This is a genomic window from Pantoea sp. X-Soil-YNGN-844 (assembly GCF_059730595.1).
This window is the reverse complement of sequence record NZ_AP036007.1, coordinates 1,412,256-1,425,317: the sequence shown is the minus strand read 5'-3', so window position 1 is coordinate 1,425,317 and position 13,062 is coordinate 1,412,256. Positions and strand designations below refer to the sequence as shown.

The 13,062-nt window shown below is 54.1% G+C and carries 11 protein-coding genes; 4 read left to right on the top strand and 7 right to left on the bottom strand.

What is annotated here, in order from left to right; genetic code table 11:
• Window positions 1-19: 19 nt before the first annotated feature.
• Complete coding sequence (gene sulA, locus AC6I8C_RS06455; protein WP_497821936.1) at window positions 20-511, top strand: SOS-induced cell division inhibitor SulA; 492 nt, start codon at window positions 20-22, stop codon at window positions 509-511.
• Between the two features lie 350 nt (window positions 512-861).
• A complete protein-coding gene (ompA, locus tag AC6I8C_RS06450; RefSeq protein ID WP_013357354.1) occupies window positions 862-1,932 on the top strand; it encodes a porin OmpA in 1,071 nt (356 codons plus the stop codon).
• A 92-nt stretch (window positions 1,933-2,024) separates the two neighbouring features.
• Here the strand turns inward: ompA and matP are convergent, their stop codons facing one another.
• Complete coding sequence (matP, locus tag AC6I8C_RS06445; protein WP_143813132.1) at window positions 2,025-2,492, bottom strand: macrodomain Ter protein MatP; 468 nt, start codon at window positions 2,490-2,492, stop codon at window positions 2,025-2,027.
• Between the two features lie 53 nt (window positions 2,493-2,545).
• On the opposite strand from matP, the gene AC6I8C_RS06440 reads away from it, so the two are divergent.
• Window positions 2,546-4,414, top strand: coding sequence for an AAA family ATPase (locus tag AC6I8C_RS06440; RefSeq protein ID WP_497821935.1), 1,869 nt, complete (start codon window positions 2,546-2,548; stop codon window positions 4,412-4,414).
• 68 nt (window positions 4,415-4,482) lie between these two features.
• Complete coding sequence (gene fabA / locus AC6I8C_RS06435) at window positions 4,483-5,001, top strand: bifunctional 3-hydroxydecanoyl-ACP dehydratase/trans-2-decenoyl-ACP isomerase (protein WP_008925876.1); 519 nt, start codon at window positions 4,483-4,485, stop codon at window positions 4,999-5,001.
• A 68-nt stretch (window positions 5,002-5,069) separates the two neighbouring features.
• Here fabA and rmf read toward each other — a convergent pair whose 3' ends face one another.
• The 6 genes from rmf to rlmKL all read right to left on the bottom strand — a co-directional run bounded on the left by rmf (window position 5,070) and on the right by rlmKL (window position 13,033).
• On the bottom strand, window positions 5,070-5,237 hold the full coding sequence (gene rmf / locus AC6I8C_RS06430; protein ID WP_008925875.1) for a ribosome modulation factor: 168 nt from the start codon (window positions 5,235-5,237) through the stop codon (window positions 5,070-5,072).
• Window positions 5,238-5,516: 279 nt separating this feature from the next.
• Window positions 5,517-6,086, bottom strand: coding sequence for a membrane integrity-associated transporter subunit PqiC (pqiC, locus tag AC6I8C_RS06425; protein ID WP_497821934.1), 570 nt, complete (start codon window positions 6,084-6,086; stop codon window positions 5,517-5,519).
• A complete protein-coding gene (pqiB, locus tag AC6I8C_RS06420) occupies window positions 6,083-7,726 on the bottom strand; it encodes an intermembrane transport protein PqiB (RefSeq protein WP_095707426.1) in 1,644 nt (547 codons plus the stop codon). Before pqiB ends, pqiC begins: the two co-directional genes overlap by 4 nt.
• The gene (pqiA, locus tag AC6I8C_RS06415; RefSeq protein WP_497821933.1) at window positions 7,713-8,981 is read right to left on the bottom strand and encodes a membrane integrity-associated transporter subunit PqiA; all 1,269 of its coding nucleotides are present in this window, start codon (window positions 8,979-8,981) and stop codon (window positions 7,713-7,715) included. The genes pqiB and pqiA overlap by 14 nt, the downstream gene beginning before the upstream one ends.
• A gap of 14 nt (window positions 8,982-8,995) precedes the next feature.
• The gene (locus tag AC6I8C_RS06410; protein WP_147788435.1) at window positions 8,996-10,912 is read right to left on the bottom strand and encodes an ABC transporter ATP-binding protein; all 1,917 of its coding nucleotides are present in this window, start codon (window positions 10,910-10,912) and stop codon (window positions 8,996-8,998) included.
• A gap of 6 nt (window positions 10,913-10,918) precedes the next feature.
• Window positions 10,919-13,033: a bifunctional 23S rRNA (guanine(2069)-N(7))-methyltransferase RlmK/23S rRNA (guanine(2445)-N(2))-methyltransferase RlmL gene (gene rlmKL / locus AC6I8C_RS06405; RefSeq protein ID WP_497821932.1), complete on the bottom strand. Its 2,115-nt coding sequence runs from the start codon at window positions 13,031-13,033 to the stop codon at window positions 10,919-10,921.
• Window positions 13,034-13,062 lie beyond the last annotated feature (29 nt).

Below are 13,062 nucleotides of genomic sequence, written 5' to 3'. Positions count from 1 at the left end.
AACTGCTGGTGATTAACTTATGCGAACACAACATCCTGATAATACACGCTATGCTCATCATTACGCGTCCTCTTCCGTTCCGGTCTCTCAGGGCGGTGGAATTACCGAGTTACGCTGCAGCGAGCAGCCCGGTATGATGCAGATGCTGCTATTGCCATTATTACAGCAGCTGAGTCAGCAATCACGCTGGCAGTTGTGGTTAACACCGGCACATAAACTGAATCGCACCTGGATGCAGGAGTCGGGATTACCGCTAGATAAAAGTATGCATATCGCCGATTCTGAACGTCTGAATGCGGTGGAAGCGATGGTCAAGGCATTACGTACTGGAAATTACAGTGTCGTTCTGGCATGGATTCCTTATGACCTTGACGAAGATGAGCGCCGTCAACTTGAAAATGCGGCGGCAGAAGGCGAAGCGCTGGGTTTGATTTTGCGGGCAAGCGGGACATCGGAAGCGCCTCTCAGACCGCAAAGTGCCATAAAAATTCAGTCGGATTTGTTTCATTAAGTAAAAATCAGAAGTTTCCCAAGCTATTTTTCTTATCTGTCGTCGCTAAACCACTGATTCTGTTAGTTCGAGCTGTGACAATGGTTTAGCAGGTTTTTAAGGCTTTTTGCCGCGACAATACTACCAGGCTAATTGTTAGAAATTGTGTATAAATCGCTGTTTTTTTACAGAAGCGCCTCACATCATACTTGTAAGTTTCCAATCTCGTTGTAGACTTTATCTCGCCAGGGTGCTCAATAACCTCCGTTTTTTGCGGTAGAGTCATAAGCGAGCGTTTTGACCCGGCGAAGGATTTAAACCAAGAGCAACCTTTTTGCTCATTGCCTATTTGGATGATAACGAGGCGCAAAATGAAAAAGACAGCTATCGCAATTGCAGTGGCACTGGCTGGCTTCGCTACCGTAGCGCAGGCCGCTCCGAAAGATGACACCTGGTACACCGGTGCTAAACTGGGCTGGTCTCAGTATCACGACACTGGTTACTACGGTAACGGTTACGAGAACAACAACGGTCCAACTCATGAAAGCCAGCTGGGCGCAGGTGCGTTCGTTGGTTATCAGGCAAACCCATACCTGGGCTTCGAGCTGGGCTATGACTGGCTGGGCCGCATGCCTAACAAAGGCACTGTAACTAACGGCGCATTCAAAGCACAAGGCGTTCAGCTGGCTGCTAAACTGAGCTACCCAATCTATGACGATCTGGACGTGTACACTCGTCTGGGCGGCATGGTATGGCGCGCAGATGCAACGCAGACTAACCCAACTACTGGCCGCATCAGCGACCACGACACTGGCGTATCTCCGCTGGCTGCAGTTGGTGTTGAATATGCACTGACCAAAAACTGGGCTACCCGTCTGGATTACCAGTGGGTTAACAACATCGGTGATGCACAGACCGTTGGTACCCGTCCAGACAACGGCATGCTGAGCGTAGGCGTTTCATACCGCTTCGGTCAGGATGACGTCGCTGCTCCGGCTCCAGCTCCGGCTCCAGCACCAGCTCCAGTTGTTGAAACCAAGCGTTTCACTCTGAAGTCTGACGTTCTGTTCACCTTCAACAAATCTACCCTGAAGCCAGAAGGCCAGCAGGCTCTGGATCAGCTGTACAGCCAGCTGAGCTCAATGGATCCTAAAGATGGTTCCGTTGTCGTACTGGGCTTCACCGATCGCATCGGTTCAGAGCAGTACAACCAGAAACTGTCTGAGAAACGTGCTCAGTCAGTCGTAGATTACCTGGTATCTAAAGGTATCCCTTCTAACAAGATCTCTGCACGTGGCATGGGTAAATCTAACCCAGTTACCGGCAACACCTGTGACAGCGTGAAAGGCCGTAATGCCCTGATCGATTGCCTGTCTCCGGACCGTCGTGTAGAAATCGATGTTAAAGGCATCAAAGACGTTGTAACTCAGCCACAGGCTTAAGTTCACACGTCATAAAAAACCCCGCTAAGGCGGGGTTTTTTTATGCCAGTAATCGTTCTTTCAGCGCACACACTCTGAAATCCCCTGCCCGCTTACTCGCTCTCTGAGCCCGATTTACCCAGAATCGCCTGCAAATCCTGCTTCAGACTCGACATCTGAGTAGCATATTTTTCTTTGCGTTCCGCATCTTCTATCAGCTGAACAATCGTTTCTGAAAGCGTGCAGCCGCGCCGCTGAGCCAGGCCTGCAAGCCGCTGCCAGACCAGATACTCCAGGTCTATCGATTTTTTTCGGGTATGCTGATGTTCAGCGTTGAAATGGCGTTTCCGCCGGGCACGGATGGTCTGCTTCAGTCGGTTATCAAGATCGGAATGAATATGTTCGGCAATCCACTCATTCACCGTCACCGGATTGTTTTCCATCGCCAGCAGTTTATCCACTGCCGCCTGCGCCGCGCTTAACTCAAGGTGACGCGTGATCAGTTCACCTTCCCGATGTTTTTTCACCAGGTATTTCCACTTCCATCCACATTCAAGATTTTCGAGTTGCTGGTATTTCATCGGAATCTCATCGTGATCACGTAACGGGCTAAGAATAACAGCTTTTTTCCCGGATGCAGCAACGAAAAACATGCTGCCATCATCACATCTTCAACAGGAAGTCTGCAGTGCTTAACAAGGGTGAATCCTGTATAATCTCGCTTTTCTTAAAACAGACAAATGCGATTATTTTGACCAGCACTCAACTTACGTGGCAGACCTTACAGCCGGATAGCGCGCAATACCAATCCGTTTTCTCCCGAATTGCTGATGAAGAAACTGATGCTCTGGCAACGGTACAGCCCCGGTTGCTGAATGCGCTGGCGCATTTACATCACCAGACACAGGGATTCCCGTTACTGCTGGTTCGAAGCCAGGAGAATCGCGATTATCTGACATTCATCGTTCAGGCCGCGCAGCGGGTCATGGCTGACAGTACCACTCTGTCCGGCGGTGATTACCATATCATGGCTGACAACGTCACGCTTCAGCCCCCTTCCGATCCGCAACGCCCATTCACCAGTCAGGGTGGTATTCACTTTGCTGAGTGGATTGAGATGGAGCAGTTATTTGGCTGCGTGCGCCAGTATAAAGATCGCATCCAGCTCGAGCCAGGGCTTATCCATCGCGCCAATGGCGGTACGCTGGTACTGTCACTGCGTAGCCTGCTGACGCAGCCGATTCTCTGGCTGCGCCTGAAAAAGTGTATTGAGCAAGGCTATGTTGAGTGGACATCTCAGGATGAGCGCCGGCCGCTGCCTGTCTCGATTCCTTCACTACCACTCAATCTTAACCTGGTCCTGTGTGGCGACCGGGAAGCGCTGGCGGATTTTCAGGAGCTCGACCCTGAAGCGCATGAAATGGCCATCTATACTGAATTTGAAGAGAACATTCAGATTCTGGATGAAGATGACATGCTGGCCTGGTGTCGCTGGAACATCGAACTGGCGCAACAGGCGGGCCTGCCCCTGCCGGAAGCGGACTTCTGGCCAGAGCTGATTAAAGAAGCTGTCCGTTACAGCGGCGATCAGGATACGCTGCCACTCTGCCCGCGCTGGCTGCAGCGTCAGATGCGTGAGTCGGCCCTGATGGGCGATGCACTCGATGCCGAAGCGCTGCGTGATGCGCTTGAAGCGCGCCTGTGGCGCGAGAATTATCTCAATGAACGGATGCGTGATGAGATCCTGCTGCGACAGATTCTGATTGAAACTGAAGGTGAAGTGGTCGGTCAGATTAACGGCCTGTCGGTCGTGGAATATCCTGGCCACCCCCGCGCCTGGGGCGATCCCTCTCGTATTACCTGCGTGGTTCATCCCGGCGATGGCGAGTTCATGGACATTGAGCGCAAAGCGGAGCTGGGCGGCAACATTCATGCTAAAGGCATGATGATCATGCAGGCATTTCTGATCGCCGAGCTGGAGCTGGATCAGCAACTGCCCTTTTCAGCCTCAATGGTCTTTGAGCAATCCTATTCCGAGGTGGACGGTGACAGCGCTTCGCTGGCTGAACTCTGTGCCTTAATCAGCGCACTGGCGAATCAGCCGATCAATCAGCAAATCGCCGTGACTGGCTCAGTCGATCAATTTGGCAACGTACAACCGGTTGGCGGACTGAATGAGAAGATCGAAGGCTTCTTTGATATCTGTCATCAGCGTGAACTGACGGGTCAGCAGGGTGTAATTATTCCTGCCTGCAACGTGCGTCATCTCAGTCTTAACCAGGCCGTTGTGACAGCGGTTGAGCAGGGGCGCTTCCATATCTGGGCGATCGACCGTGCTGATGAAGCGCTACCGCTCCTGACTGGTAAAATCTGGAGTACGGAAGATGGTCAGGGCGACTGCCTGCTGAATACTATACAGGAACGCATTAGCCTGTTTAACCAGCCGGACGTGCCGCAACGTCCCTGGGCGCTCCGCTGGCTTAACTGGTTCAACCACCGTTAATCCGATTTGCTCAGCGTACAACTGTTCGCTAATATTCGTGATTCACTAAAACAAGGCTTATTGAAAACATGGTAGATAAACGCGAATCCTATACCAAAGAAGATCTGATTCTGTCAGGTCGTGGTGAACTGTTTGGCGAAAATGGTCCGCCGCTTCCATCTGGCAACATGCTGATGATGGACCGCGTGGTCAAAATGACCGAAGACGGCGGCAAATATGATAAAGGCTTTGTTGAAGCGGAGCTGGATATCAATCCTGATCTCTGGTTCTTCGGCTGTCACTTTATTGGCGATCCAGTGATGCCTGGTTGTCTGGGCCTGGATGCCATGTGGCAGCTGGTCGGTTTCTATCTGGGCTGGCTGGGCGGCGAAGGTAAAGGTCGTGCGCTGGGCGTGGGTGAAGTGAAATTCACCGGACAGGTCCTGCCAGAAGCGAAAAAAGTCACTTACCGCATTCACTTCAAACGCGTCATTAATCGCAAACTTGTGATGGGCGTGGCAGATGGTGAAGTGTTGGTTGACGGTAATCTGATCTATACCGCCAGCGATCTGAAAGTCGGCCTGTTTAAAGATACCGCCGCTTTCTAAGCGTTTCCCCCGGAAACAAAAACCTCCGCGCATGGCGGAGGTTATATTCACTTTTCAGTGACATCCGGTTATGCAGCTACCGACCTGTCCTCCATGGCTTGTCGCCAACCTCCCAACCAGTGAGACTTAGCGTCAATCAACTGATACGGACACATCTCTTTTGAGCGTCCAGTAATGCCTGCCTGATAACCACGTGAATGGGCGCGTTCGAGGCGGTCTCGTTTCTGTCTCTTCATACTCCGTGTCCCTCATGTAAGGTCTGTGGAATCTGGTGGAAAGAAAAGTGGTGAATTAATGTTCAACCACCCTTATGTTCTACCTCCTGCGCCCCCAAAGATCAATGCCCAATCTTCATGCCAGTGTCATAAATGTGACCTTAATCGGTAAAATTAAGGACGTTTTGTGATGCATACGCCAGCACTATCTTTCTGAATAAGCTAATAAAAAAGCCCCTTAACAATGTCGATTCAGCACGACAATCGTTCAGGGGCTTAGCTTATTTATTCACATCAATCTTAATTTAACGCAACCACACTATTAGCAATCTTCTGTGCGGTCTGCTGCCAGCCCGCCGCCAGTGTTCTGACCATTGCATCGTAGCCATCTTCTGTCTGCGGCAGCACGAGGTTAAACGCCTGTTTGGTCAGGCGCCCCTGATGTTCCAGCGTCCATTCGCCACTGACAATCGCTTTGCCATCGTAGCGTCCCTGGAAGCCTGTAATGGTTACATTCAGCGTGTCGTGCTGTGCGCCTAATGGTGAGCCCGCCACTAATCGGCCAGGCAGCGCCTTGCTCAGATTAGTAATCAGCGTTTGCTGTAACTGCTGATCAAGCGGGCTGGCCCAGAGATTATTCGCGGCGATAACATATTTGACATCGCTGGTCTGGTAAACCAGTCCATTACCTGCCAGATAGTCCGGCACCGTCACCTGCTGCACCCATAACATCGGCTGCGCTTCATTCAGCTGACTGCTGGTGACCTGCATGGACGCCGCCCCGGAGGGCAGCTGATACCAGGTATTGTCAACGCTGCTGCTGCACGCACTCAACACCAGCGCGGCACTAAGTATCAATCCTTTTTTCACTGTTTCGCCCTCTTCGGCTGGGGATCCTGTCCCGGTTTCGCCTCAAATACCAGCGCATTGCTCTTGGTGTTCAGCGTTCTCAGCACCGGCTGGAGTTCACGCAACACCTGATCCAGACGCTGCATATCGCCGACCAGCTTGCTGTAGGCAGGCGAACCTGGCTGCAGGCCCTTCATGCTGCGGTTCAGCTCGCGCAAGGTCTGCTGCAGATCTTCCGGCAGCGTTTTCATGGCCGGGCTGGCGGTGACTTTGTTAATGTTGTCGATGGTGCGCTGCAGATCACGCATCGTTTTCTGGCTCTCTTTCAGCGTACCCGTCGCTTCATTGACCATACCGTTCAGTGGCAGACTGTTAATCTTATCCAGCGCCGCCATCAGCTTCTGCTGAATCTGGCTCAGGCCTCCGCTGACCGTTGGGATCACTTCATAGCCAGAAACTTTCTGCGGGCCTTTGTAGGCTGGCGCATTGTCATAGAAATCGAGATCGACATAGAGCGCGCCCGACAACAGGTTGCCGGTTTTCAGCGTGGCGCGCAGACCACGTTTTTTACCATCCTGCAGATGCTGCTCGAGATCGAAGTTCTCACCCAGTCGGCTGATAAAGCGATCCGGCTCAATGCGGATTAGCACCGGCACGCGGTAATCATTATTCAATGCCTGATCCAGGCCCGCTTTCATCAGTGGCGCTTCGGAAACGGTACCCAGACGAATGCCACGGAACTCAACCGGCGCACCCGCCTGCAGACCGCGAATCGAGTCAGAGAAGAACATCACGTAGTCGATATGGTTGGTGTAGAGCGAGTCCTGAATGCTGCGCTGATCGTCAAACAGATGGTAGTCAGACTTGTTCTGCGCGGGCTCGCCCAGCTCCCAGCCATCCGGCACGTCAAAACTGACACCGCCGCTGAAGAGCGTGGTAAGCGATCCCATTTCCACCCGCATCCCTGAGGCGGACATATCCACGGCGATGCCGCTGTCCTTCCAGAAACGTACGTTGGTGGTAATCAGGCGGTCGTAGGGTGCGGCGACAAACAGCTGATAGGTCATCATACGTTTGTCAGTATCAAATACGCTGGTCTCAACCGTACCGACACGGTAGCCACGGAACAGCACCGGATCACCCGGATTAAGCTGGCCTGCCTTTTTGCTGTCCAGTACGATACGAATACCTTTGGCATCCGGTGGCGCTAAGGGCGGCGCATCCAGCAGCTTAAATTGCTCAGGTGGCTGTTTTTTGGTGCCGGGCTGCAGTTCGATATACGCACCTGACAGCAGCGTGCCAAGCCCGCTGATCCCTTCACGTCCCACCTGCGGTTTCACTACCCAGAACACGCTGTCGCTGTGGAGCAGTTTTTCCATGCCCGCATTCAGACGCGCTTTGATTTCCACATGGTGAAGATCGTCGCTCAACACCGCGCTCTCCACCACGCCGACATCGACGCTGCGACTTTTAATCGTGGTTTTACCGGCAACAATGCCTTCGGCATTTTCGGTGATTAAGGTGACTTCCGGCCCCTGATGGCTGAAGTGATAAAAGAGAATCCAGCCGCCGATTAACAGCGTAACGATGGGGACAATCCAGACCGGCGACCAGCGCTTAATCTGTTCCACCTTTGCATGGCCGTGGTTAGTTTCCGTCAAGGCGCGACTCCTTCATATTGTTTTCGCGTACACGATCCCAGGTTAATCGCGGGTCAAAGGTCATGGCAGCGATCATGGTAATAATGACCACCATCGCAAACAATACTGCCCCCCACGCGGGATAAACATTCATTAATTGCCCCATACGCACCAGCGCAGAGAGCACGGCAATCACAAACACGTCGATCATTGACCAGCGGCCAACAAACTCGACCACTTCATAAATTTTATGCATCTTATGACTGTCACGCCGCCCGCGTCCGCTGGCATCCCAGCAGAGCCAGCCGATTGCCAGCATCTTCAGCGTCGGCACCATGATACTGGCGATAAAGATCACCAGCGCCACCGGATAGGAGCCATCGCCCCACAGCACAATGACCCCCGCCATGATATTGGAGGGATAAGCCGTACCGAGGGTTTCCGTCACCATGATCGGCAACAGATTGGCCGGGATGTAAAGCAGTATTGACGTGAACAGCAGCGCCAGCGTCCATTGCAGGCTGTGCTTACGCCGCGCCTGTGCGGTAACGCCACAGCGTGGGCAGGTGTGCTCAGCTTCCGGCAGAATGGCGGTGCAACAGGGACAGGAGCGCAGGCCCTGCTCTAAACCACTGATGCCCACTTCGGGTGGATGAGGGATGGCGGGTCGCGGGGAAAGACTGTCCCACAAGCCCCGGCGGTCAACGCACTGAAAGGCGCGCAGCTGCAACAGGCAGAACAGCACCCACGGCCAGAAGCTGGTTTCCAGTCCGATATCACCATAGGCCATCAGCTTGACGAAGCTGACCAAAACGCCCGCCATAAAAATTTCTGCCATGCCCCAGTTACGCAGCTGAAACAGGATACGCGCCAGACCAGTTTTGAGGCGGACGGGCAGAGGGATCGGATTGACCAGCAGAATAATGGTGACCATGCAGAAGGCCGGAACCGCCTGCACAAACAGCAGAAACAGCGTCGCCAGGCTGCTGTAATCTTCCGTCACCATGACCTGTGGGATCTGCGACAGCGTAATCTGGCTGGTCAGCCCCGCCACTTTCATGGAGACAAAAGGAAACAGATTCGCCAGCAGCAGCATAAACAGCGCCGCCAGCGCATAGCCCGTCGGCCGCTTACGCGGCTCGTGCCAGTTAGCCGTCAGAGAGGTGTGGCAGCGCGGACATGACGCACGGCTGCCAACGGGAATGTCCGGCAGCTTAATCATTAAATCGCATTGTGGACAGAGCATCCACGCGTTACTTTTCACTGCTGAACACATCCGTTAGCCCTGCCCTACGCGCCGTTTTTCAGTGACTCAAGCTCTTCCCAGCGCGCAAAAGCGGTTTCCAGCTCCTGCTCAGCCTGCGCCAGATTATCCAGCACCGGTTGCGTCTGATCGTGTGCCTGACTGAAGAAGTCCGGGTGACTCATCTTCGCCTGCAGTTCACCGATGCGCGCTTCCAGCTGCTCCAGTTTTTGCGGCAGCTGTTCCAGCTCACGCGCCAGATTGTAGCTGAGCTTATTCACGTTACGCTTCGCTTCACTCTTATCGGCGGCTGGCTTCGCGCTATTCGCTGTTGCTTTAGCCGGTGAAGCAGACCTGTGCTGCCGGTAGGCGGCGCGCTGCTGCTGAGCATCGTGATAACCGCCCACAAAGGTACCGATTTCGCCGTTGCCTTCAAAAATCCAGCACTCGGTGACCGTATTGTCGACGAACTGACGATCGTGGCTCACCAGTAAGACAGTGCCCTGATAACCATCAATCAGCTCTTCCAGCAGTTCCAGCGTTTCGACGTCGAGGTCATTGGTTGGTTCATCCAGAATCATCAGGTTGCTGGGACGCAGGAACAGGCGCGCCAGCAGCAGACGGTTACGTTCCCCGCCGGAAAGCGCACGCACCGGCGTCATGGCACGTTTGGGATGGAACAGGAAGTCCTGCAGATAGCCCAGCACGTGGCGCGGTTTGCCGTTAACCAGCACTTCCTGCTTGCCTTCGGCCAGGTTGTCCATCACGGTGCGATCCGGATCCAGTTCAGCACGATGCTGGTCGAAGTAAGCCACCTCCAGCTTGGTGCCGGAATGCACGCGGCCGTGATCGGCTTTCAGCTGCTGCAGCATCAGACGCAGTAAGGTCGTTTTACCGCAGCCGTTCGGCCCGATCAGCGCAATTTTATCGCCACGCTGAACCTGGGTAGAGAAATCCTTCACCAGCGTTTTGCCGCCCACCGCGTAGTCAACATTTTCCAGCTCAAACACAATTTTGCCGGAACGGGACGCTTCGCCCACCTGCATGTTGGCTTTGCCCATGACTTCACGACGTTCAGAGTGTTCGCGACGCAGCGCTTTCAGCGCGCGCACACGACCTTCGTTACGGGTACGACGGGCTTTGATGCCCTGACGGATCCACACCTCTTCCTGCGCCAGTTTGCGGTCGAATTCGGCGTTCTGCATCTCTTCAACGCGCAGCGCTTCCTCTTTGCCTTCCAGATAGAGATCGTAGTTGCCCGGCCAGGAGACCAGCTTGCCACGGTCAAGATCGACAATACGCGTCGCCATGTTGCGGATAAACGAACGGTCATGCGAGATAAAGACGATACTGCCGCTGAAGTTCTTCAGGAAGGTTTCCAGCCAGTCGATCGTTTCGATATCGAGGTGGTTGGTTGGCTCATCCAGCATCAGCACACGCGGGTTGCTCACCAGCGCACGGCCCAGCGCCGCCTTACGCAGCCAGCCGCCAGAGAGCGACGACAGCTCGGTATCGGGCTGCAGACCAATCTGCTCCAGTACGTCATGGATGCGGCTCTCCAGCTGCCACAGGTTCTGATGGTCGAGAATACTCTGCAGACGCGCCATCTCATTGAGGTTTTTATCGCTGGGATCTTCCATCACCACATGGGAAATGGCGTGATAGGCTTTAAGATGCTCAGCCTGCTCTTCAACGCCCTCAGCCACGAAGTCGTAGACCGAACCGGTAATATTGCGCGGCGGATCCTGTTGCAGACGCGCCACCACCAGGTCAGTTTCATAAATGATGCGACCATCATCCAGTGGCTGTTCGCCATTGATGATTTTCATCAGCGTAGATTTACCCGCACCGTTACGGCCCACCAGACAGACGCGTTCGTTCTCTTCGATGTGCAGCTCGGTATTGTCTAACAGCGGCGCATCGCTGAAGGAGAGATAAGCGCCGTGGATACTGATTAATGACATGTAATCTTATTCCTTACCGGCATGAGTGATCAGCCAGCAGTTGTGAATCTGACGGTTACGCGCGAAGTCCTGCGACTGCGTTTTCTGGGTAATATCCTGCGCCTGCAGGCCCAGTGCTTTCAGACCATCCATGTCCATTTTGAAACCACGTTTGTTATTGGAGAACATGATGGTGCCGCCGCGACGCAGAAGGCGTTTCAGGTTACGCATCAGCATCATATGATCGCGCTGAACGTCGAAGCTCTCTTCCATACGTTTTGAGTTGGAGAAGGTTGGCGGATCGATAAAGATCAGGTCAAAATTCTCATCACTCTCATTCAGCCAGCTCAGGCAGTCCGCCTGCATCAGGCGGTGCTGACGCCCGGTCAGTCCGTTAAGACGCAGGTTGCGCTCCGCCCACTCCAGATAGGTACGCGACATATCTACCGTGGTGGTTGAACGCGCACCGCCCAGACCGGCGTGCACACTGGCGGTGCCGGTATAGGCAAACAGGTTCAGGAAATCTTTGCCCTGACTCATCTGACCGAGCATTTTACGGGCAATGCGGTGATCGAGGAACAGGCCGGTGTCGAGATAGTCGGTCAGGTTCACCCAGAAACGCGCATTAAACTCTTTGACTTCGAAATAATCGCCCTTCTCGCTGAGCTTCTGATACTGCGCTTTGCCTTTCTGGCGCTCACGCGTTTTCATAATCAGACGGTCAGCAGGCAGTTGCAGTACGCTCAGTGTCGCGCTGATGACATCGAACAGGCGCTGACGCGCTTTATTCGGATCGATGGTTTTCGGTGGCGCGTACTCCTGAATAATGACCCAGTCACCATAGCGATCGACAGCAACGTTGTAGTCTGGCAGATCGGCATCATAAATGCGGTAGCATTCAATGCCTTCCTGACGCGCCCACTTCTCCAGCTTCTTCACATTTTTGCGCAAACGGTTTGCGTAATCTTCCGCAATTTGTCCCGCGCTTTCATGGCTGTTAACCGCCAGCTGATAGTTTTTCTGCACGCAATCCAGCGGACCGTTCTTCGCTTTGAACTGGCGATCGGCTCGCAGTTGCAGGCAGCTCAGCAGTTCAGGCGAGGCGCTGAACAGCGACAGGTTCCAGCCGCCAAAATGCTGCTTCATCAGACGACCGAGCTGGCTGTGCAGCGCAATCAGCGCCGGCTCGCTCTCCAGACGTTCACCGTACGGCGGGTTACTCAGCACTGTGCCGTGAACCGCCGGATCGAGCGGATTGGTCAGTTGCAGCAGGTCCTGTTGCGCAAATGTAAAGAGTTCAAAGACGCCAGCACGACGGGCATTCGCCTGCGCCCACTCCAGCACCCGGCCATTGTTGTCATAACCAAAAAAGCGCGCCTGAGTCGCCGCCGTGCCCGCGCGGGCACGGTTCTGCGCTTCGGTTTTCACTTCCTGCCACAGCGCAGCATCAAACTTTTTCCAGGCAGTAAAGCCCCAGTGCTTACGCAGCAGGCCCGGTGCACGATCGCAGGCGATCAGCGCCGCTTCAATCAGCAGCGTACCCGAACCACACATAGGGTCGATCAGCGGCGTGGTCGGCTCCCAGCCAGAACGCAGCACGATCGCCGCCGCCAGGGTCTCTTTTAACGGAGCCTGACCGGTCTGCTGGCGATAGCCGCGCTGATGCAGTGAGGTGCCACTGAGATCCAGCGCAATGCTGGCGCGATCGTCACTCAGCCAGACGTTAACACGGATATCCGCCTGCTCGCGATCGACATTCGGCCGTTCAAGATTCTGACGGGTAAAGCTGTCCACGATGGCATCTTTTACTTTCAGCGCGCCGAACTGGCTGTTACGAATCGAATCGTTGGTGCCGCTGAAATGCACGACGAACGTTTTGTCGCTGCCGAACATCGACGGCCAGTCCACGCTCTGTACACCCAGATAGAGATCGAGATCGCTGTAGACGCCAAACTCTCCCAGCGGCAACAGGATGCGTGATGCTAAACGACTCCACATCAGGCTTTGGTACATGGCGCGATCGTCGGCTTCGTAGTGAACGCCTCCCTGCACCACTTGCAAATCCTGCGCGCCCAGCGCGTCCAGCTCACTTTTTAACAGCTCTTCGAGCCCACGCGCCGTGCTGGCAAACAGAGAATTCATATCGTCACTTTTTAACTCTTGAGAAAATT

Bases quoted from the DNA above. Each gene is read 5' to 3' on its own strand.
- rmf (WP_008925875.1), bottom strand. From the start codon at position 5,237: ATGAAGAGACAGAAACGAGACCGCCTCGAACGCGCCCATTCACGTGGT.
- sulA (WP_497821936.1), top strand. From the start codon at position 20: ATGCGAACACAACATCCTGATAATACACGCTATGCTCATCATTACGCG.
- AC6I8C_RS06410 (WP_147788435.1), bottom strand. From the start codon at position 10,912: ATGTCATTAATCAGTATCCACGGCGCTTATCTCTCCTTCAGCGATGCG.
- pqiA (WP_497821933.1), bottom strand. From the start codon at position 8,981: ATGTGTTCAGCAGTGAAAAGTAACGCGTGGATGCTCTGTCCACAATGC.
- AC6I8C_RS06440 (WP_497821935.1), top strand. From the start codon at position 2,546: ATGCAGCAACGAAAAACATGCTGCCATCATCACATCTTCAACAGGAAG.
- fabA (WP_008925876.1), top strand. From the start codon at position 4,483: ATGGTAGATAAACGCGAATCCTATACCAAAGAAGATCTGATTCTGTCA.
- ompA (WP_013357354.1), top strand. From the start codon at position 862: ATGAAAAAGACAGCTATCGCAATTGCAGTGGCACTGGCTGGCTTCGCT.
- rlmKL (WP_497821932.1), bottom strand. From the start codon at position 13,033: ATGAATTCTCTGTTTGCCAGCACGGCGCGTGGGCTCGAAGAGCTGTTA.
- matP (WP_143813132.1), bottom strand. From the start codon at position 2,492: ATGAAATACCAGCAACTCGAAAATCTTGAATGTGGATGGAAGTGGAAA.